Here is an 18,243-nt window from a genome sequence, read left to right on the forward strand (position 1 = left end):
GATGCTCGATCAACTCTACGGTTTCGACAACTGGTTCGGATTCTGGTTCATGATGCTCGATCGACTCTACTGTTTCTGAAACAACGGGCAGATTTTCGACTATCGGTTCTGGTTCATGATGCTCGATCGACTCTACGGTTTCTGAAACTTCTAGATTTTCGACAACTGGTGCTGGTGGAGAAGGTTCTATCGGGAGTTTCTCACTTTTATAAAAAACATTTTTTACAAAAGTGAGCATCCTGCTTGCTTGTTTAGATATCTGTAGCGAGTAAGATCCTCGGGTTTCTGTGACACCCAAACGGTGATGCTTCGCTTCACTCAAATCTACGGTTTCTGCAACTGGTTCAGATTCTGGTTGAGGATGTTCAATCAACTCTGCGGTTTCTGCAACTGATTCTAATTCTGGTGGAGAAAGTTCTATCAGCTCTACGGTTTCTGCAACTGATTCTAATTCTGGTGGAGAAAGTTCTATCGGCTCTACGGTTTCTGCAACTGATTCTAATTCTGGTGGAGAAAGTTCTATCGGCTCTACGGTTTCTGCAACCGGTTCCGATGCGGAATGAGAATCAGAAAGTAACTCTTCAGCTTCTGCAACTGGTTCCGATGCTGAATGAGAATCATAGAGAGACTCTGGTTTATTTGAAACGGGCAGATTGTCCGGGATGATCGTCGGTTGCGATTCAGATTGATGAGAATCGGCGATCGAGTTTTGAATTTCTGCTGCTTGTTGCAGATTTTGATCGACCTCCGGTTCGCTGTGAACCAGATTTTCTTCTGGTTTCTTTTCAGCCGCTGTCAGCCTTAAAAAGACATCTTCGAGAGTAGCGCGAGAGCGACGCATTTCGCACAGTCCAAATCCAGAGGCGACGATAGCTGTAGCAATTTCTCGTCCGGGTTCTCTTTCCGATTCGCACAATGCCCGCAGGCGGTAGCGATTCACTAAATATTGCTGGCTTGGAATCAATTCCACCGATCGAACTCCCGGCACATTTTCCAAAGAAGGCAACAGCAGACTGTTTACCAAATCCGCCTCCCCTTCCACTTCGAGTTCGTAACCCTCTCCGACAGCCAACTCTCCCATCAAATTTTCGGGACTACCCGCAGCGACGATTTTACCGCGATTGATGATGGTGACGCGGTTGCAAGTCATGCTGACTTCCGGCAGAATGTGCGTGGAAAGGATGATTGTGTGCTGGCCGCCAAGACTTTTGATTAAATTGCGGACTTCGATGATTTGTCGGGGGTCGAGGCCGACGGTTGGTTCGTCTAAGATAATGACCGGTGGATCGTGGACGATCGCCTGCGCGATACCGACGCGCTGGCGAAATCCTTTAGAAAGTTTGCGGATTAAAACTTTGCGTTTATCAACCAGGCCGCAGCGTTCGATCGCGGAGGTAACTCGTCGCGCGCGATCGCCCGCAGGTACTTGCTTAATCCGGGCGACAAAAAACAGAAACCCTTCCACAGTCATTTCTGGATACAGTGGCGGGTTTTCCGGCAGATAACCGATGCGCTGTCTGACTGCCATCGAGTTTTCGTGAACATCCATGCCGGCGATGCGGGCCGTACCGCTGGATGCCGGCAAATATCCCGACAAAATCCGCATGGTTGTGGTTTTACCAGCGCCGTTTGGCCCCAAAAAACCGAGAATTTCTCCTGATTCGACCGAGAAGGACACGTCCGCGATCGCTGCGGTCGAACCGTAAGTTTTGCTTAACTCATCTACTTCAATCATTTTCCAATACTTTCAGCCTCTAAGTACCTGATTTCTATCAACACTCTAGCAAAACAGCCATTTTAGAGGCTTTTTGGGCCTTGTTTTTGCCTGTTCACCTGTCCCAGTGTCCCTTATCCAGTAGTCACTTACAAGCGAGCTCTTCTATCAATCTTCTACCGACCCGTTAGCGGTATTTGCGATTAAGCAAGCGTGCCTCAGAACAAAACTGGGTTTTATGTTAATTGCTATTTTAGATTTTGGATTTTGGATTTAAGCAAAAAACCCGTTACCTCTAGCAGCGCTAACGGGTTGAGTAAAATAATTCATTTTCAAGTTTTGTCCTTACCGACACCACACTGTGTTTGCACGGGAACCTAGTGGCCGTAAATTCTCGTTACCCTTATCGATCACTTCTTTCCACCATGTCCTACCGTACCTATCCCGTAGGGAATCGCCGTAGTGCATTTTATCGAGCTGGTAGGCAGTAAAACCGCGCACTATCATACCCGACCGAGTGACTACCTCGCTCCAATAGGCGGGTTTTGTTGGCGACGGGGCAGGATCAGGAATCTGTTCGTTCTTCGACCACCCCTTCCCTTCCAACATCTAAAGATTGTCGGTTTTGGTCAGGGGTGGATCTCTTCACTCACGCGCATTCCTTCCGACGCTCACGCCCTGCGGTAGAGCGCGGGACTCCTGCTGTCTAGTTGAAGCAAAATGCTAGGTAGTAGGGTGCGGCGCGGGGAAATGATTAGCCGATGTACATCGAATCCCTACCAACCGACGCACCCTACCAGTAGGTTCTGTGCCTAACCAAACCCTCAACTAGCTGCCTTCGATGTTGTTAGGCGCTGTTTCTAGGTTGATATCGGCATTAAAAACAATCACAAATTGAGCCTTGGGGATTAACTGCCGGACGATCCGCAGATAGCCGTCAGCATCGGAATGCCTGAAAAAGTGGGCCACAGTGATTCGCTGCATATTGGGAAGCAGGCGAACAACCAACCACCTGTTAAGGCGCTGTTTGTAGGGCATAATTAAGTTTGTCTCCATTCAGTGTTGGAGCCAAAGCCAGTTCAATGCTTGTCTAGGGCGGGGACTGGCTTTTGACTTTTGTTAGACTTTGTGTCTATCTCTAGGTTAGGACACCAACTACATATAGTCAACTGAATAAATAGAATCAACTGAACTAAGTACGGGATAGATAATGACGCTGGGGCAAAAGCTAAGAGAAAGACGTGAAAGTCTAGGTTTGACTCGAATACAAGTGGCAAGAGCGTGTAATGTGGTGGAATCCACAGTAATCAACTGGGAAACCGACAGACACGTCCCCAAGCTATACCCAGCACAGATGAAAGCCCTGTGCGACTTATTGAAATTCTCGATCGAAGATTTAGTAGTGTAGCTTGGGGAGTTAAGATCGAGTAGGTTGGACAATCGCGCTTTTTTGCAGAGAGGGCGATCGCTTTCTATTTGGATTACTGCTGCTGAAATTGAGCCAACAACCAAGCCCCTACCTGTGCTTGATCTTCAGTGCGACTCCGCCGCAAAGCCTCTTCCAACACAGCAATAGTTAATCCCGGCAAAACTTCCGATCGCACAAGCCGCCGACTGCCATTATCAGCAATAATAGCAAAGGCAATAATTTGAGATTTCTGCACGTCTACTACCCAATATTCAGCAACTTTTAACTCTTCGTAAAGCAACCGTTTTTCACCAATATCATCAGCCAAAGTTGAGTCAGCAACTTCTATGACCAAATCTGGCGGTGGGGTAACGTCAAGACTTGCGATCGAACTTCCCCTCGGTGCTAATTGCGCTCTTTCTCCAATATAGTATGATACATCCGGTTGACACTCTCGCACTCCTGTTTTCCGGTAGCTACAGTTATCCAATCCGTTAAGAGAAATACCTTTGATAGTACAAAATAGGTTAATTGCGAAAAGTGCGATCGCATTATCTCGTGAATGATCAGGCCCTACAGACATAGTTTCAATCCTCATTTGTCCGTTGCGGTAATAGCATTTGGCTTTACTGTAAGCTGGGTCATCTGCCATCGCGATGAATTCTTCCCATGTCGCTACCACCCAGATATCAGTTGGCAATTTAGTCTTTAGTCCACTCATTTTTTTATCCCAAATATCTCGATCGTATAACACCACTCAATCAAATGCAAACCCTGTTCTCTCTACTCTTTCTCTGCGCCCTCTGCGCCCTCTGCGGTTAAATAAAAAAAATCTCAACTCCTTTTCCAAATCTTAATTTCCCCCAACCAACCCGCACTAACAATAGTCTTCCCATCGCTGCTAATAGCCACAGCACTAACATAGCCAGAATGCCCGCTCAAATTACCTCTCAAATCCCCCGATCGCACATCCCAAAGTCTCACACTCTTATCCCAACTCCCAGTAACCAGCGTAGTGCCATCCCGACTAAAAGCCACCGACCAAACCCCGTCAGTATGCCCGCTCAAACGCCGAATTAACAGCCCGTTGACCGCATTCCACAACCCAACAGTGCCATTGCTGTTTCCCGCAGCTAAACTTTTGCCGTCGGGAGTAAAAGCTAGCGACAAAACAGCCAAGTTTTTGCCGCTAATCGTGCGAATTGCTTGACCTGTAACTAAATTCCACAACCTAATTGAACCGTCTTTACCGCCACTAGCTAAAGTTTTGTTGTCAGGACTGATTGCAACAGCATTCACCAACCCAGAATGCCCACTCAAAGTCCGCAGCAACTCCCCCGTTTTCCCATTCCAAATCTTAATCGTTTTGTCCCAACTACCGCTGGCTACAAATTGACCATCAGGACTAACGGCAACGCTCGAAACAGCATTGGAATGTCCGCTTAAAGTGCGTACAACCGCGCCCGTTTCTAAATTCCAAATTTTCACAGTTTTGTCGTCACTGCCGCTAGCTAACACCTTGCCATCCGCACTCGCAGCCAGTGCGTTTACGGCTTCCGTGTGTCCTTGCAGGGTAGTTTTTAATTGCCCGCTGGGAAAATTCCAAACAGAGATTGTGCCGTTGCTATTTCCTGTAGTAAAATAAGCTGAAGCTAGGGCAAGGGAACTGACAACTTCCGAAGGCCCTTTGAGGGTATTTGTGGCAGCAAAGGCGATCGCACTTGCGGGCGTGCGGGGCGCATTATTCGCCGGAGTTTTCGGGTTTCCGGCAGTAGGAGATTGGGGAACTACTGGCAGGGAAATAGTCGATCGCCATTTCATGAAAGTATTAATTTCTATCCCCGCCGCCACGATTTTATCGGAGTTTTCCTCTAACCTAACAATGCCGTTAATTGCGACAACTCGCCCCGCGTCATCGAGCACCGGCCCCCCACTCATGCCCGCTCTCACTAAGTTGTTGTAGACCAAAGTATAGCCGTTCCAGGGAGTTTGGCGGCCGGTAAGCTGGCCTTCCGTGGCGAGGAAAATCGGCTGTCTCAGAGAACCGCCGGATATCGGCCAGCCCGCCACATAAGCCTTGTTTCCCTTAGTTGCTGCGGAATTAGCTAATTGAGCCAGGGGGTAGCTTTGAGTGCTGCTGAAGGGGACGATCGCCAAATCCGCACCGGGCATTCGCCGCACGAGGCTGTATGATACAGAGTGAGCTTTGCCGTCGGGAGTTACGACCTCGTAATCGCCAGCTTTATCGACAACGTGCCAGTTTGTGAGAATATAGTATGTGCTGCCCTGCTTCTCTAAAATTACTCCTGAACCGCCTTTTGGCCCCTGGATGCGAACAGTAATTTGTTGGGCAACGGTTTTAACTTTGTCGGCGGTTAATGCGAGGGCGATTTGAGGTGATGTCAGTGGGATGAGGGCGATCGAACTCAGGGCGATCGTAGCACTCAAAATAGCCGGAATTGTTCTGCTGTAATTCATTTTTTTTTTCAACTTAACATAAACTTCTTCAGTCCTCTTGAGAGGACTTCAGCTTTGAGCAAGGGACTTAAGTCCCTTGCGGACTGTAACCGCAGGTGCAAAATATCAATACTAAGGCATCTGCACTTGACAAAACCAAACGCTTGGGTTATTATATGTAATATATATAAAATTTTTTAAAATTAACGATAAAATTATGCCCAAAGTTATAGAAGACATCAAGAACAATTTATTTGTTTACATATATACTAACGACCATATCCCCGCTCATGTCCACGTCTTTAAAGGTAGAAAAAATGACGCTAACCAGATGGAACTCAAGATTAATATTGGCAGTGAGGAAGCACCTCCTACTTTAGTTTATGCTCACGATCTAATAAAGAATAAAGACATCGTGAATGCACTTAAACTTATAGCGACCAATCAAGAAATGCTGTTAAGTAAATGGGAGGAAATACATGGCATTTAAAAACTGGGACAAAGAATTAACCGAGGAAAATCTCCGAGAGCAAATAGCCAAAGCCAAAGAAGCATGGAAACAAGCCGAGGCGACAGAACCCCGCGCCGAATCCGTGCATTACAATCAGTCGGAAGATTTAATTGCGATCAAACTAAAAAACGGTGCTATTTTTTCTTTTCCGCCAAAGCTGGCACAAGGCTTAGAAGGTGCTTCACCAGAACAACTTGCTGATGTTTGGCTACCTCCTTCCGGTAGCAGCGTCCACTGGGAAAGCTTAGATGTTGATTTTGGTATTCCCGAACTTATCGCAGGTATTTTTGGGACAAAATCTTGGATGGCTGAATTAGGTAGAAAGGGAGGACAGGCAACTTCAAGCTCTAAATCAGCAGCAGCACGGCAAAATGGCAAGAAAGGCGGACGACCTAAAAAGAATATTTCTGTTAATTCTTGAAATCCTTTTGAGCTGTCAGATACCAGCGAATTAAATCCCCGAATTCTTGGATAATTCGGGGATTTCGCATTCAATTTTATGCTAAATCAAACAGCAAAAATTCCGCATCTTCCGCCGCTTCAATCGCCAACTCAGACTCGCCACTAACCGCCGCAGCGTCGCCATTTTCCAAAGTCAAACCGTTCAGCAAAACCGAGCCGCGAGCAACTTGCACCCAAGCATGGCGATTCGGCTGCAAAGCATGAGAAACCCGCGAATCTTTATCCAAAACAGCCGCATACAAATCCACATCTTGATGCACTTTCACAGCACCATCTCTGGCATCTCGCGCCGCCACTAACCGCAGTTTTCCGTGCCTTTCTGCTAGGGGAAATTCGCGCTGCTCGTAACTCGGCTGCAAGCCTTTTGTATCGGGTAACAGCCAGATTTGCAGCAAATGAACCGGGTCTGTTTGCGAGTTATTGAACTCGCTGTGCTGGATACCCGTACCTGCACTCATCCGCTGCACTTCACCGGGTTTAATCACTGCACCAGTACCCAAACTATCCTTGTGTTCTAAGGCTCCTTCTAATACATAAGTAATGATTTCCATGTCGCTGTGTCCGTGAGTGCCGAAACCTCTGCCGGGGCTAACGACATCCTCATTAATTACCCGCAAAGAGCGAAAATTCATATAATTTGGATCGTAATAGCCGGCAAAAGAAAATGTGTGGTAACTGTCCAGCCAACCATGATTAGCGTGTCCTCTTGCTTCACTTTTTCTAACGGTAATCATCTTCTCCTCCTAATTTAAAAATCATGAAAATTGTGGTGTTTGTTTAGCAGCCCTGGACGTAGAAACCGGTTTCTTTTAGGATAGTAGTGCATCGCAGCTTTAATATCGGTGAAAAACCGGGTTTCTTTGGTATTGATGCCTAAGTCCTATTTAGTTGTAAAATGAAACCAAAAGCAGTTGATGCACGATTGGTTTCTCCTTGATTATTGCTGCCTTTAAAGTTTGCTATGAGCGCCGTCGCAAAATGGAGAATTTGCGGTAGACTTGCAGTTGCACATCGCCACAGTTTTTTTCTCAGTTACTTCAAAAGCTAGCGGCACAAATTCGCTACCTTTATGGGAACCGTCACAAAAAGGCTGATTCTTAGCTTGACCGCAGGTGCACCAGTAGTAAGTACCGGGTTCAAGTTCCATAACGGCGGGTTTGTTATCAGCAATCACAGGTTGGCTCATCGTGTTCTCCTTTTTGATTGATGCCAGATGCAGGAATATATTTATTGGTTTAGTTTGTTTGATTTCTGCGATGTTTCTACTTTAAACCGAGTCAAGCTATTATGGGAAGTACGCACTTAAAAGTAGGGTAGTTACCAAAAGGATACTATGCAAGTCCAAGAAGTAAAAGTCGATCGAGCAAATTGCCCTGTAGAACGCACTCTAGAGGTGATAGGCGGGCGCTGGAAAGTCTTGATTCTGCGGGAGTTGTTTCCAGGAGTGAAGCGCTTTAACGAGCTGCAACGAGCTGTCAACGGCATTACTCAGAAGATGCTGACGCAGCAACTGCGGGAAATGGAATCAGACGGGATCGTGCACCGGGAAATTTACCTGCAAGTGCCGCCAAAAGTTGAATATTCGCTAACGCCTTTGGGCGAAAGTCTCAAACCGATTATTAATGCCATGCACGAATGGGGAATTCAGCATATTAGCGAAGATGGAAAATGAGCGGTTTCTAGATGGTTTTTTCCGTCTTCCGACAGATTTCAAATTTTCCAGCTAGTTCAAGAATAATAATATGAACAACATAGAGCGTCTCGCCACCCTCAACCGCATCCGCAAACTCAGCCGCTTGATGGATACCGCCATTGGCATCCCCGGCACTAAATTTCGCATTGGTTTAGACCCCATTATCGGTTTAGTTCCGGGTGCTGGGGATATCGTAGATACCGCGTTTTCCGCCTACCTAATTTATTTAGCAACTCGATTCAATATTCCCCAAAAAACTCTAGGGAAAATGGTTTACAATATCGGTCTAGAAGCCGTAGTTGGTTCCGTACCTTTAGTCGGAGATATCTTCGATGCTTTTTATAAATCAAACATGAGAAATCTGGCGCTTTTAGAAGCACACCTCGAAGAATCTGAACCAGAACTAGCCGCAGTTGCAGAACCTATTCCTGAACCTATTAAATTGTAGGGCGGGTTTCACAAACAATAATTGTAAATAACCAAAAATCTCTCAAACCCGCCCCCACCCAACGAGAAATGCCGCGCCTATTTTTCGCATTAAAAATGTAGGGGCGGGTTCACCAACAATAATTGTAAATAACAAACAATCTCTCAAACCCGCCCCCACCCAACGAGAAATCCCCGCGCCTATTTTTGCATTTAATATAAATCAAGGTTGATGTGGATTATTTGTTAGGTGGGGGCGGGTTTCTTAGATTGTTCATAGCTGGCCGATATTATTCGTAAAACCCGCCCCTACATTTTAATCATTGATGTCGTTTAACCGCTTCCACGAAAGCAATAACATCCGCTTCCAAAGTATTAAAAGCCGTTACCAGTCTAACAGTACATTCATCCCACCGATAAAACAGAAAACCCTCAGCTAAAACCGCTGTAATTACCGATTCGGGAAGTTGAATAAAAATCTCGTTTGCTTCAACCCGATGGCAAAAATTCGCTCCCTCAACTCCCGCCAAACCTTGGGCTAATTTGGCGGCCATATTATTTGCATGAGCCGCATTCTTCAGCCACAAATCATCCGTTATATACGCTTCCAACTGTGCAGACAAAAACCGCATTTTCGAGAAAAGATGCCCGCTGCGCTTGCGGTAAAAAGGGAAAGTCTTTGCTAATTCTCGATTAAAAAAAACCACAGCTTCCGCAGCCATTGCGCCGTTTTTTGTCGCTCCAAACGAGAGAATATCCACACCGGCGCGCCAAGTGACATCAGCAGGAGAACAGCCAAGACTGGCGACAGCATTGGCAAAGCGAGATCCATCCATGTGCAGGTGCAAATTGCGATCGCGAACTACTTCCGAAATGTGGGAAATTTCTGCTGGATGGTAGACTGTGCCGGCCTCCGTTGCTTGAGTGATGCTGACGGCTGCGGGCTGTACGTGATGGACGACACCTGCACCAGCGCGATCGAGCATTTTTCCTAAAGTCTCTGCCTCTATTTTACCATGATTTCCTGTTACTGTAACTAACTTGGCACCGCCTGTAAAAAACTCCGGCGCGCCGCATTCATCTACATTAATATGAGATGCCCCGTGACAGTAAACAGCGCCGTAAGGAGGAGTAACAACCGCCAGGGCTAGAGCATTAGCAGCAGAACCGGTTGCTACAGGAAAAACAGTCACCGATGTCTCGAACAAATCCGAAAATTTAACTTGCAAACGCTGTGTATATTCATCATCTCCGTAAGACATCACAGCACCGCAATTAGCCGCTGCAATCGCAGCCATAATCTCCGGCGAAACCCCGGTTGCATTGTCGCTACAAAAATTCATTAGAATAATTGGTAAATAGAATCTATAATATAACTCAACACTAAGCAGTCAACACTCAAGCATTAAACCAAGAGGCAGAATTATGGCAGAATACCGCCAAATAGAATACCGCATCGGCAAAGACGGCAAAATTACCGAAACCGTCCTCAACGCCACCGGTTCGAGTTGCACCGAAACCACCGCCGGAATTGAAAAAGCCCTCGGAAAAGTAGAATCTCAAGACTTGCTGCCAGAATACTACGAAGGCGAAGAAAATTTGGTCGTTGAACAAACCCAGACTTTAAAACAAGTTTAGAAGAGTTAAAGATGTTTGAGATCCTCGGTGCCACAGTTGATGTAACAACAGTGCCTGCCTTCAGCTTCGCGCTAGCTATCGGGGGCATTTTTCTAATTTTAGTCTACGTTTATGCTGCATCTGAGGCGGGAGATACGATCGAGTTTAAGTACGATACAATTCTGCGGGAACGCATGAATCAGCTAGACATTCTCGATTGGCAAGACTTAGGCGAAAAAGCAGGCTTAAGTCGCTTTGGGGTGCGCTTAGTGCGGCAGGGAGACGTAGGAAAACTCACGCTAGACCAACTGAGACGGTTGGCAACAGTGCTGAATTTGAATTTTCAAGAGTTCGATCGCACTTTGAGCGCGCTGCCAATGTCGGCTACAATCACAAATAATCCCAGCGAAATTGAAGAATTGAGGCAGCAGTGTTTCCGGCTGCGAGAAGAATTGCAGCAGCAAAAAGCTCAACTAACTGCCGATTTCCGCCGCGCTACCTTTGAACAGTTGCAAACTTTGTTAACCAACTATCCCGCCGCCCGCAAAATGGCTGAAGCCAAGCCGGATATGCCAGCCAAAAATCTCTCAGCTTTGTTTACTCCCTTAGAAAACCTGTTATCAAGCTGGGATTTTCAAACAATCGGTTCTGCTTGGGAACAAACTGCTTACAATCCGCAGTTGCACCAGCCGGATGTTGAGGATATAACCGAAGGAGAATTAGTTTATATTCGGTTTGTCGGCTATCGGGAGGGAGAGCAAATTCTTACTCCTGCTAAAGTTAGTCGTACCCTTCCAGCGGGAATGAAAAATTAAATCTAAAATCTAAAATCACTATGACTACACTTGCCAATGAAAAATAAAATCTAAAATCTAAAATCTAAAATCTAAAATCTAAAATCTAAAATCTAAAATCTAAAATCACCATGACTACAGTTGCCATTGACTTCGGTACCAGCAACACGGTTGTCTGCATTCTTAACCCGGATACGCAAACACCAGAAACTTTGAGATTGGGCGAGATGTCCCGCATTTTTAAAACGAATAATTCGGGCGGAGATGTTCGAGAAATCTCTGTAGTGCCGACTTTAGTATTTGTGAAAAATGCCGAAGAGTTGGTGCTGGGAGAAAAAGTGCGATCGCAGCGTTTGGGGCAATCCCAACCAGACCGTTTTTTCAAAGCTTTTAAACGCAATTTAGCCGCTGACTTTCAGCCCCCACCCCGTAATATCGACGGCGAAACCTACACATCCGAATCAGTAGCCGAACAGTTTATCACAAGTATTTGGAAACAATTATATTTACAAAATATACAGGCAGAAAAAGTAATCTTTACAGTACCAGTCGGAGCATTTGAGCGATATCTAGATTGGTTTCGCGACTTAGGAGAAAGTTTGGGAGTTGCGGAAGTTCAGGTAATAGATGAATCCACAGCCGCCGCCCTGGGATATGCAGTACAACGCCCCGGTTCTCTAGTTTTAGTAGTTGATTTTGGCGGCGGAACTTTAGATTTAAGTTTAGTTCGCACTGCTCTAACCCCCCCCTTACCCCCCCTTACTAAGGGGGAGAGAAATCTCGCTTCCCCCCTTAGCAACGCGGGGACAAATCTCGCTTCCCCCCTTAGCAACGCGGGGACAAATCTTGCTCCCCCCCTTACCAAGGGGGGGCTGGGGGGGGTACGTGCCGAAGTATTGGCAAAATCCGATGCTTATGTCGGCGGCGAAGATATTGACATCTGGATTGTCGAAGATTATTTGCGGCAAATTGGTTCGTCGCGGGCAGAAGTCGGCCCCGTTGGCTGGCAAAATTTATTAGAAATAGCGGAAAAATTAAAAATTCAAGTTTCTCAAGTTAATGAGGCGAAGGAAAGCTGGTTTGACGATGAAAATTTTATGTCTTACGACTTGCAGCTAAACCGAGACAAGCTTGAGGAAATTCTGGAATCTAGGCAGTTGTTAGAACAGTTGCGGGAAGCTTTAGATGAAGTGCTGAGTATTGCACTGGGAAAAGGTATCGGCAAAGCAGATATCGAACAGGTTTTGCTGGTAGGAGGAACTTCTTTAATCCCGGCTGTATCTAATTTAGTGGTTTCGTATTTTGGGCGGCAAAAAGTCCAAAGAGACAAGCCTTTTGAAGCTGTGGCGCACGGTGCTTTAGCCTTGACACAATTAGCGAGTGTTGACGATTATTTGCGCCACAGCTATGCAATTCGCCTCTGGGAACCTTATGCTAAAGCTTATGCTTATTCGCCGATATTTAGCAAGGAAATGAAGTATCCCTGTCAAAGTTATGAAGAGTTGACGCTGCAAGTGGCTATTGAAGGACAAAGGGAAATTCGGTTAGATATTGGCGAAGTTGCGGAGGTATCGCAAGCGGAGGTTATTTTTAACGAAAAAGGGCAAATGACGAGCAGTTGGCTCAACAAACAGACGGATTTTCGCTCTCTGGAAAGCCACCACCAGCAGGTTTGTGTGGCGCATTTGGATCCGCCTGGGGTATTGGGAATTGACAGGGTTTCGGTGAGTTTTGAGGTGGATGAGAGGCGGGTTTTGTTGGCGACGGTGCGGGATTTGGTGACTGGTAAGGTGTTGGTGGAAAAAGGGGCGATCGCCAAACTGCAATAATGATAAAATTTTAGATAACATTCGGATCTTGAAATCGGTACTACACAAACTCTCGTCCGGATGGTGCGCGGACTGAAAAATATCGATTAAAATCAAATTTATGCCGCCATGAAAAAGCAACAAAATAAATTCAGCCACCTGACGGCAATCGAAAGAATTTATCTGTCATTTCCAGCCAGATTTTTATTAGATAAAAACTTGCTGCAAGGGAAAATCTTAGATTTTGGGTGCGGCTTCGGCAGCGATGTGAGATTGTTGCAGCAAAAAGGCTTAGATATTGCGGGTTATGACCCTTATTATTTCCCGGAATTACCCAAAGATAAATTCGACACAATCATTTGCTTTTATGTTTTGAATGTTTTGTTTCCTGAAGAACAAGCTAATGTCCTGATGGAAGTGTCGCACCTGTTGAAACCGGGAGGGAATGCGTATTTTGCGGTGAGAAGGGATATCAAAAAAGAAGGCTTTCGAGAACATTATGTTCACAAAAAACCTACATATCAGTGCATTGTCAAACTTCCATTTAAGCCAGTTCACCTAGATGAGTATTGCGAAATTTACAAATACGTGCATTACAATCACCAAAGAAATTCTACTAATAACTGCATATTTTGCAATCCTTACAAAAACCTAATTTTGCTAACTGAATCAGCAACAGCTTATGCGATGTTTGACGGTTATCCAGCCAGCAAAGGTCATGTTTTAATCATCCCAAAACGTCATGTCGCCAATTATTTTGAACTGCCGTTTCGAGAGCAATCGGCTTGCTGGTTTATGGCTAACAAGGTACAAGAGATGTTAAGTAAAGAGTTTCAGCCAGACGGTTTTAATGTGGGAATCAATATTAATAAACAGGCTGGTCAAAGTCGCAGTCACGCTGCTATTCATGTTATCCCGCGTTACAAGGGCGATGCGGCTGGGAATAAAGGGGGAATTAGGTATGTGATTCCGAAGAGTGAAAAATAAAAGTTAGCCAATTGTGAAAGGAATTCTTTTTTACCGCAGAGGCGCAGAGAACACAGAGGAATAGAGAAGAGAGGGATTCATAATTTTTGTAATGATTGTTATATTTGAGCAAACGGCGAGCAAAATAGAGTTAAAATGTGTTTGCAAGGTCTAAAACTACACATTAGCAGTAATTTGGTGTTCTGTTTATGTCTAAGCGCAAAAAGCAAGAATGGCTCAAGGAAACCCTAGAACTCAAAGAAGACCACAATTGGAAGTCAAAGCCTGGAACTCGAATTTTTGTAGCAGGAAGAGGTGCAGTCCGCTTTGATGTGCCGGAAGATTGGCATTTTGAACCGGATACTAAGTCGTTCCGATTTACGGATAAAAAGCCGCCGGATGATGATTGTCGTTTGGAGGTTTCGTTTAATTTGCTACCACCTGGTAACTGGGCAGATTTTCCGCTGGTGCCGCTATTACAGAAGGTGGTTGAAGATGAGACGCGAAATCCGATCGCTTTTGGGGAAATTATCCAATTGAAGCGGCAAACTGCCCGCGTTGTTTGGACGGAATTTAAGTTTATCGACCCTCCAGAACAGCGGGAAGCTTATTCGCGAATCTGTATTGGGTTGGGTTCTAATGTTCAGTGTTTGATTACTTTTGATTACTGGGTTGACGATGCTGAACGTTTGACTCCTGTCTGGGATACGGTGATGGATTCGTTAGTTCTGGGTTTGTTTATTAGCGACCCTCGAACGGGGTTCGCACGTCCCGATTAGACCGATTTTCTGGAAAACTTTCAACAACTAATTTTGCTAAGTGTTGAATTGGCAAGCCACCTGTCAGTAAATTTAGAACCAACATTAAACTTTACAACCGCTTTGCCATGAAAATATCTGGCTTGCCAATTCCGTTCGCGTCGGGCATCACTCCCACGATCGCAAAACCCATTTTTTGATAAAATTCGTAGGGATGACCGCGCAAATTTCTAATTTTGGCGATGTGTTCCCAAACGTTAGGATAAAGATCGATGCCTGAAAGAGTTGTTTGATTGTCTTCGTCGTCTGTACCTACCCACAGCACGATCCCTCCCCGGTTTTTAGCTTCTGTTGCTAAATCAGCTACGAGCGATCGACCAATTCCTTGTCCCCGAAATTCTGTTCTCACTACCAGCGGGTGCAGTTCCCAAACATTACCGTATTTTAGGACTTTAAACTGTATCCCCACTACTTGCTTGAGGCATCGCTTCAATCAGTGCCCGAAGCACCTTGTTGACTGCCTCTGGTGTTGAGAAAATCCGGGCAATATCCTCATCCAAAACAACGACTGTCATTTGTTGCTTTCCACTACGATTTGCAAAACGGTTGGGTTTGGCTTTTTTGTAGTCGAAGCGGTACTCTGACAAAAGGTCATCTTCCGAGTTTGAAGATTCATTAAAAGGCGTTTTCTTCATAGTCTTCACGCTCCTTTCTAGTGGCTATACGGGCACTAATGATACGGATTGTATTTGCACGTTCAGTATAGCTGACTAGCAGCAACTGATTGTTTTGAGAGTGACCGATGATAATTTCACGGCGCTCATTTTGTGAATGTTTTTCATCATCAAAAATTACGGCAAGCGGATTGTAGAAAACTGTCTTTGCTTCTTCAAAATTTACACCGTGTTTGTTGAGATTGATAGCTGCTTTGATTTCGTCCCATTCAAATTCCATACCCTGATTGTATGTTTTATATATTTTCGCGCTTTTGCTATCTAACGCTGCTTTTATTGTAATCGTACTCCACCTGAGTGCGACTCAACTTCCCCGCTGACTCGACGAAATAAGTTCGATCGCGCGTTTTCAGTATTTTCCCAAACGGAAAAGTTATCATTGATAACTTCCGTGAAGCGAAGCTATCCCGCAGGGAATCGCCCGTTAGTGAAGCTTGCAGCTATTCGATCGCCAATTCCCCGCAAAATACTAACACAAGTGCCCTACAATTATCCCACCATCCGGCATCAACCAACCTGCTAACCCCATGCTTTGCGATTACCTAGTACAAATCCTCACCGCCCGCGTCTACGATGTTGCTCAAGAAACACCCCTCGAAGTAGCCCCCAATCTATCAGCACGGCTCAACAATAAACTTTTGCTGAAGCGAGAGGATATGCAGTCGGTGTTTTCCTTCAAACTGCGAGGTGCGTACAACAAAATGGCGCAACTGTCGCCGGATTTGCTAGCACAAGGTGTCATTGCAGCTTCCGCCGGCAACCACGCCCAAGGAGTCGCCCTCGCCGCCCGCCACCTAGGAACTCGCGCGATCATAGTCATGCCCGTAACGACGCCGCAGGTGAAGGTAAATGCGGTGATAGCCCGTGGTGGAGAGGTAGTCTTGCATGGGGATACCTACGATGATGCTTACGCTTTTGCGCGTCAATTAGAGGGCGAAAAAGGTATGACTTTTATTCACCCTTTTGATGATCCCTACGTAATTGCTGGACAGGGTACGATCGGCATGGAAATTCTGCGGCAACATCAAAAACCAATTCACGCGATTTTTGTGGCAATTGGGGGCGGTGGATTGATTTCGGGAATTGGGGCTTATGTCAAGCGGTTGCGGCCGGAAATTAAGATTATTGGCGTCGAACCAGTGGATTCCGATGCAATGAATCAATCGCTGAAAGCGGGTAAACGGGTGCGTTTGTCGCAGGTGGGTTTATTTGCTGACGGCGTTGCTGTGCGGGAAGTGGGGGAGGAAACTTTTCGGTTGTGTCAGGAGTATGTGGATGAGATTATTTTGGTGCATACGGATGATGTTTGCGCGGCGATTAAGGATGTTTTTGAAGATACGCGATCGATCTTAGAACCTGCAGGCGCTTTGGCGATCGCAGGTGCGAAAGCTTACGTCGAACGCGAACAAATCGCAGGAGAAACATTAATTGCTGTTGCTTGCGGCGCGAACATGAATTTCGATCGCCTGCGTTTTGTAGCAGAAAGAGCCGAGTTTGGCGAACACCGCGAAGCCATTTTTGCAGTCACAATTCCCGAACAAGCTGGCAGTCTCCGCAGGTTTTGCGAATGTCTGGGCAAACGCAATTTAACTGAATTTAGCTATCGAATTGCGGATGAAAAAGAAGCACATATTTTTATCGGCGTGCAAATTGAAAACCGTGCCGATGCGGTGAAGATAGCCGCAAGTTTTGAAGATTGTGGCTTCAAGACTTTGGATTTAACTGATGATGAATTAACGAAATTGCACGTGCGGCATATGGTGGGCGGGCGTTCGATGCTGGCCAATCATGAATTGTTTTATCGCTTTGAATTTCCCGAACGTCCGGGTGCGTTGATGAAGTTTGTCGGTTCGATGAGTCCTAACTGGAATATCAGTGTTTTTCACTATCGAAATAACGGCGCAGATTACGGGCGAATTGTGGTGGGAATTCAGGTGCCGCCCGATGAGATGCAGGAATGGCAGGCTTTTTTGGATACGCTGGGCTATCAGTATGGGGATGAGAGTCAAAATCCGGCTTATAAGTTGTTTTTGAGGTAGGGTTTTTTGAGAAAGGGCGATCGGGCTTTTAGTGCGGCAAAGCTAAATTAAACGGTTGCAACTCATCATAAAGGAAGATACTGAATTTGTCCTGCCAATTCTCCCTCAAGACTGCACTCCAGAAGGATTAGAATATCCTCAATAACTCGACCAATGGGTGCATCGAAGGTAATTTCAAAAACTCCTGGCATTGACTTACCTGCCGCCATACGTTCATAGGCATAGCGGGTAATCGTAGCAACATCATGGGTTAGTAATATCCGATCTTCTTCCGCCGCCCATTCCAGCACTGTTGGGTCATCTTCACCGGATAAGCCAACGTCTTGGACGCGAACAATGTCAATGTCTGATTTGCGACGCATCAAACCTCTAACAATTGTATTGTCAAAGTTTTCATCAGCTAGGAATTTCATGCCGATTTCTCTGCCTTGCGGGCCAGCAATCTGTCACGCAATCCCTGCGGATCAAACCTTGCCTCATTCATTTTGCGAATCTCTTGTGCTTGTTGCTGTCTTTGCTGCAAATACGTTTCGACTTCCTGCTGGTGATTGAGGTAAAAAGCGATGGTGGCATACACGTCAGCTAATCTCAACGACGGATAACGATAAACGATTTCCTCCGCGGTTGTTCCCTGCTTAAACACTGCAATCACGGTATCTAAAGTCACGCGAGTGTTACCGACTCGCACTACGCCGTCAGCATTAGTTTGCAGGGGTGCAGGTTCAGCTACAACTACTAATGTCATGGCAACCTCAACGTTCGCTGTCTTAATTGTATCAGAAGGTCGATATGACTTTGAGGGAAAATTTCAGTTAGAGGGGTAATATCGCCAGCAGCGATTTCCTGACGTACTATC

At 45.8% G+C, this 18,243-nt stretch carries 23 protein-coding genes and 1 pseudogene; 11 read left to right on the plus strand and 13 right to left on the minus strand.

The window, feature by feature from the left end; translation table 11 throughout:
• Positions 1-679: 679 nt before the first annotated feature.
• Positions 680-1,735 (minus strand): annotated as a pseudogene (locus QT984_RS08480) (ABC transporter ATP-binding protein); the annotation flags it as partial.
• Positions 1,736-2,542: 807 nt separating this feature from the next.
• A complete protein-coding gene (locus tag QT984_RS08485; RefSeq protein ID WP_332970605.1) occupies positions 2,543-2,770 on the minus strand; it encodes a hypothetical protein in 228 nt (75 codons plus the stop codon).
• Between the two features lie 154 nt (positions 2,771-2,924).
• Between QT984_RS08485 and QT984_RS08490 the strand changes: the two genes are divergently transcribed.
• Positions 2,925-3,122 carry a helix-turn-helix transcriptional regulator gene (locus QT984_RS08490; protein WP_332970604.1) on the plus strand — a complete coding sequence of 66 codons (198 nt, stop codon included), beginning with the start codon at positions 2,925-2,927 and terminating at the stop codon, positions 3,120-3,122.
• 73 nt (positions 3,123-3,195) lie between these two features.
• Here the strand turns inward: QT984_RS08490 and QT984_RS08495 are convergent, their stop codons facing one another.
• Positions 3,196-3,843 (minus strand): Uma2 family endonuclease, encoded by a 648-nt coding sequence (locus tag QT984_RS08495; RefSeq protein WP_333210529.1) that lies wholly within the window; start codon positions 3,841-3,843, stop codon positions 3,196-3,198.
• A 113-nt stretch (positions 3,844-3,956) separates the two neighbouring features.
• Positions 3,957-5,600 (minus strand): WD40 domain-containing protein, encoded by a 1,644-nt coding sequence (locus QT984_RS08500; protein WP_333233835.1) that lies wholly within the window; start codon positions 5,598-5,600, stop codon positions 3,957-3,959.
• 196 nt (positions 5,601-5,796) lie between these two features.
• Between QT984_RS08500 and QT984_RS08505 the strand changes: the two genes are divergently transcribed.
• Complete coding sequence (locus tag QT984_RS08505; protein WP_333052736.1) at positions 5,797-6,069, plus strand: DUF4160 domain-containing protein; 273 nt, start codon at positions 5,797-5,799, stop codon at positions 6,067-6,069.
• A complete protein-coding gene (locus QT984_RS08510; protein WP_333052737.1) occupies positions 6,059-6,511 on the plus strand; it encodes a DUF2442 domain-containing protein in 453 nt (150 codons plus the stop codon). Before QT984_RS08505 ends, QT984_RS08510 begins: the two co-directional genes overlap by 11 nt.
• A gap of 76 nt (positions 6,512-6,587) precedes the next feature.
• Here QT984_RS08510 and QT984_RS08515 read toward each other — a convergent pair whose 3' ends face one another.
• Positions 6,588-7,286, minus strand: a complete 699-nt coding sequence (locus QT984_RS08515; RefSeq protein ID WP_333052738.1) for a pirin family protein — start codon at positions 7,284-7,286, stop codon at positions 6,588-6,590.
• 215 nt (positions 7,287-7,501) lie between these two features.
• Positions 7,502-7,738, minus strand: coding sequence for a CDGSH iron-sulfur domain-containing protein (locus QT984_RS08520; protein WP_333052739.1), 237 nt, complete (start codon positions 7,736-7,738; stop codon positions 7,502-7,504).
• A 147-nt stretch (positions 7,739-7,885) separates the two neighbouring features.
• On the opposite strand from QT984_RS08520, the gene QT984_RS08525 reads away from it, so the two are divergent.
• Both QT984_RS08525 and QT984_RS08530 read left to right on the plus strand, forming a co-directional pair.
• On the plus strand, positions 7,886-8,224 hold the full coding sequence (locus QT984_RS08525; RefSeq protein ID WP_015177415.1) for a winged helix-turn-helix transcriptional regulator: 339 nt from the start codon (positions 7,886-7,888) through the stop codon (positions 8,222-8,224).
• A gap of 70 nt (positions 8,225-8,294) precedes the next feature.
• A complete protein-coding gene (locus QT984_RS08530; RefSeq protein WP_333052741.1) occupies positions 8,295-8,693 on the plus strand; it encodes a DUF4112 domain-containing protein in 399 nt (132 codons plus the stop codon).
• A 298-nt stretch (positions 8,694-8,991) separates the two neighbouring features.
• Here QT984_RS08530 and QT984_RS08535 read toward each other — a convergent pair whose 3' ends face one another.
• On the minus strand, positions 8,992-10,014 hold the full coding sequence (locus QT984_RS08535; protein WP_333373797.1) for a beta-eliminating lyase-related protein: 1,023 nt from the start codon (positions 10,012-10,014) through the stop codon (positions 8,992-8,994).
• Between the two features lie 82 nt (positions 10,015-10,096).
• Between QT984_RS08535 and QT984_RS08540 the strand changes: the two genes are divergently transcribed.
• The 5 genes from QT984_RS08540 to QT984_RS08560 all read left to right on the plus strand — a co-directional run bounded on the left by QT984_RS08540 (position 10,097) and on the right by QT984_RS08560 (position 14,635).
• Positions 10,097-10,309: a DUF2997 domain-containing protein gene (locus QT984_RS08540; RefSeq protein WP_333129970.1), complete on the plus strand. Its 213-nt coding sequence runs from the start codon at positions 10,097-10,099 to the stop codon at positions 10,307-10,309.
• An 11-nt stretch (positions 10,310-10,320) separates the two neighbouring features.
• Positions 10,321-11,103 carry an XRE family transcriptional regulator gene (locus tag QT984_RS08545; RefSeq protein ID WP_333052744.1) on the plus strand — a complete coding sequence of 261 codons (783 nt, stop codon included), beginning with the start codon at positions 10,321-10,323 and terminating at the stop codon, positions 11,101-11,103.
• Positions 11,104-11,213: 110 nt separating this feature from the next.
• Positions 11,214-12,911: an Hsp70 family protein gene (locus QT984_RS08550; protein WP_333337718.1), complete on the plus strand. Its 1,698-nt coding sequence runs from the start codon at positions 11,214-11,216 to the stop codon at positions 12,909-12,911.
• Between the two features lie 108 nt (positions 12,912-13,019).
• Positions 13,020-13,877, plus strand: a complete 858-nt coding sequence (locus tag QT984_RS08555) for a bifunctional class I SAM-dependent methyltransferase/HIT family protein (protein WP_333052749.1) — start codon at positions 13,020-13,022, stop codon at positions 13,875-13,877.
• A 188-nt stretch (positions 13,878-14,065) separates the two neighbouring features.
• Positions 14,066-14,635, plus strand: coding sequence for a hypothetical protein (locus QT984_RS08560; protein ID WP_333052751.1), 570 nt, complete (start codon positions 14,066-14,068; stop codon positions 14,633-14,635).
• A 91-nt stretch (positions 14,636-14,726) separates the two neighbouring features.
• On the opposite strand, the gene QT984_RS08565 is transcribed toward QT984_RS08560, so the two are convergent.
• The 4 genes from QT984_RS08565 to QT984_RS08580 are packed head-to-tail and all read right to left on the minus strand — an operon-like array spanning position 14,727 to position 15,728.
• A complete protein-coding gene (locus QT984_RS08565; RefSeq protein WP_333052753.1) occupies positions 14,727-15,083 on the minus strand; it encodes a GNAT family N-acetyltransferase in 357 nt (118 codons plus the stop codon).
• A complete protein-coding gene (locus QT984_RS08570) occupies positions 15,067-15,309 on the minus strand; it encodes a hypothetical protein (RefSeq protein WP_333052754.1) in 243 nt (80 codons plus the stop codon). The genes QT984_RS08565 and QT984_RS08570 overlap by 17 nt, the downstream gene beginning before the upstream one ends.
• Entirely contained in the window at positions 15,290-15,568 is a 279-nt protein-coding gene (locus QT984_RS08575; protein ID WP_333052755.1) for a BrnT family toxin, read from the minus strand. Before QT984_RS08575 ends, QT984_RS08570 begins: the two co-directional genes overlap by 20 nt.
• Before the next feature lie 37 nt (positions 15,569-15,605).
• Positions 15,606-15,728 carry a hypothetical protein gene (locus QT984_RS08580; RefSeq protein ID WP_333052756.1) on the minus strand — a complete coding sequence of 41 codons (123 nt, stop codon included), beginning with the start codon at positions 15,726-15,728 and terminating at the stop codon, positions 15,606-15,608.
• A gap of 126 nt (positions 15,729-15,854) precedes the next feature.
• On the opposite strand from QT984_RS08580, the gene ilvA reads away from it, so the two are divergent.
• Complete coding sequence (gene ilvA / locus QT984_RS08585) at positions 15,855-17,387, plus strand: threonine ammonia-lyase, biosynthetic (protein ID WP_333210570.1); 1,533 nt, start codon at positions 15,855-15,857, stop codon at positions 17,385-17,387.
• Between the two features lie 65 nt (positions 17,388-17,452).
• Here ilvA and QT984_RS08590 read toward each other — a convergent pair whose 3' ends face one another.
• A complete protein-coding gene (locus QT984_RS08590; protein WP_333052757.1) occupies positions 17,453-17,800 on the minus strand; it encodes a DUF5615 family PIN-like protein in 348 nt (115 codons plus the stop codon).
• Positions 17,797-18,132 carry a DUF433 domain-containing protein gene (locus QT984_RS08595; RefSeq protein WP_333262643.1) on the minus strand — a complete coding sequence of 112 codons (336 nt, stop codon included), beginning with the start codon at positions 18,130-18,132 and terminating at the stop codon, positions 17,797-17,799. Before QT984_RS08595 ends, QT984_RS08590 begins: the two co-directional genes overlap by 4 nt.
• Positions 18,133-18,243: the final 111 nt, after the last annotated feature.

This window comes from Microcoleus sp. Z1_B2 (assembly GCF_036700325.1).
In the GTDB taxonomy this organism is placed as follows: domain Bacteria; phylum Cyanobacteriota; class Cyanobacteriia; order Cyanobacteriales; family Microcoleaceae; genus Microcoleus.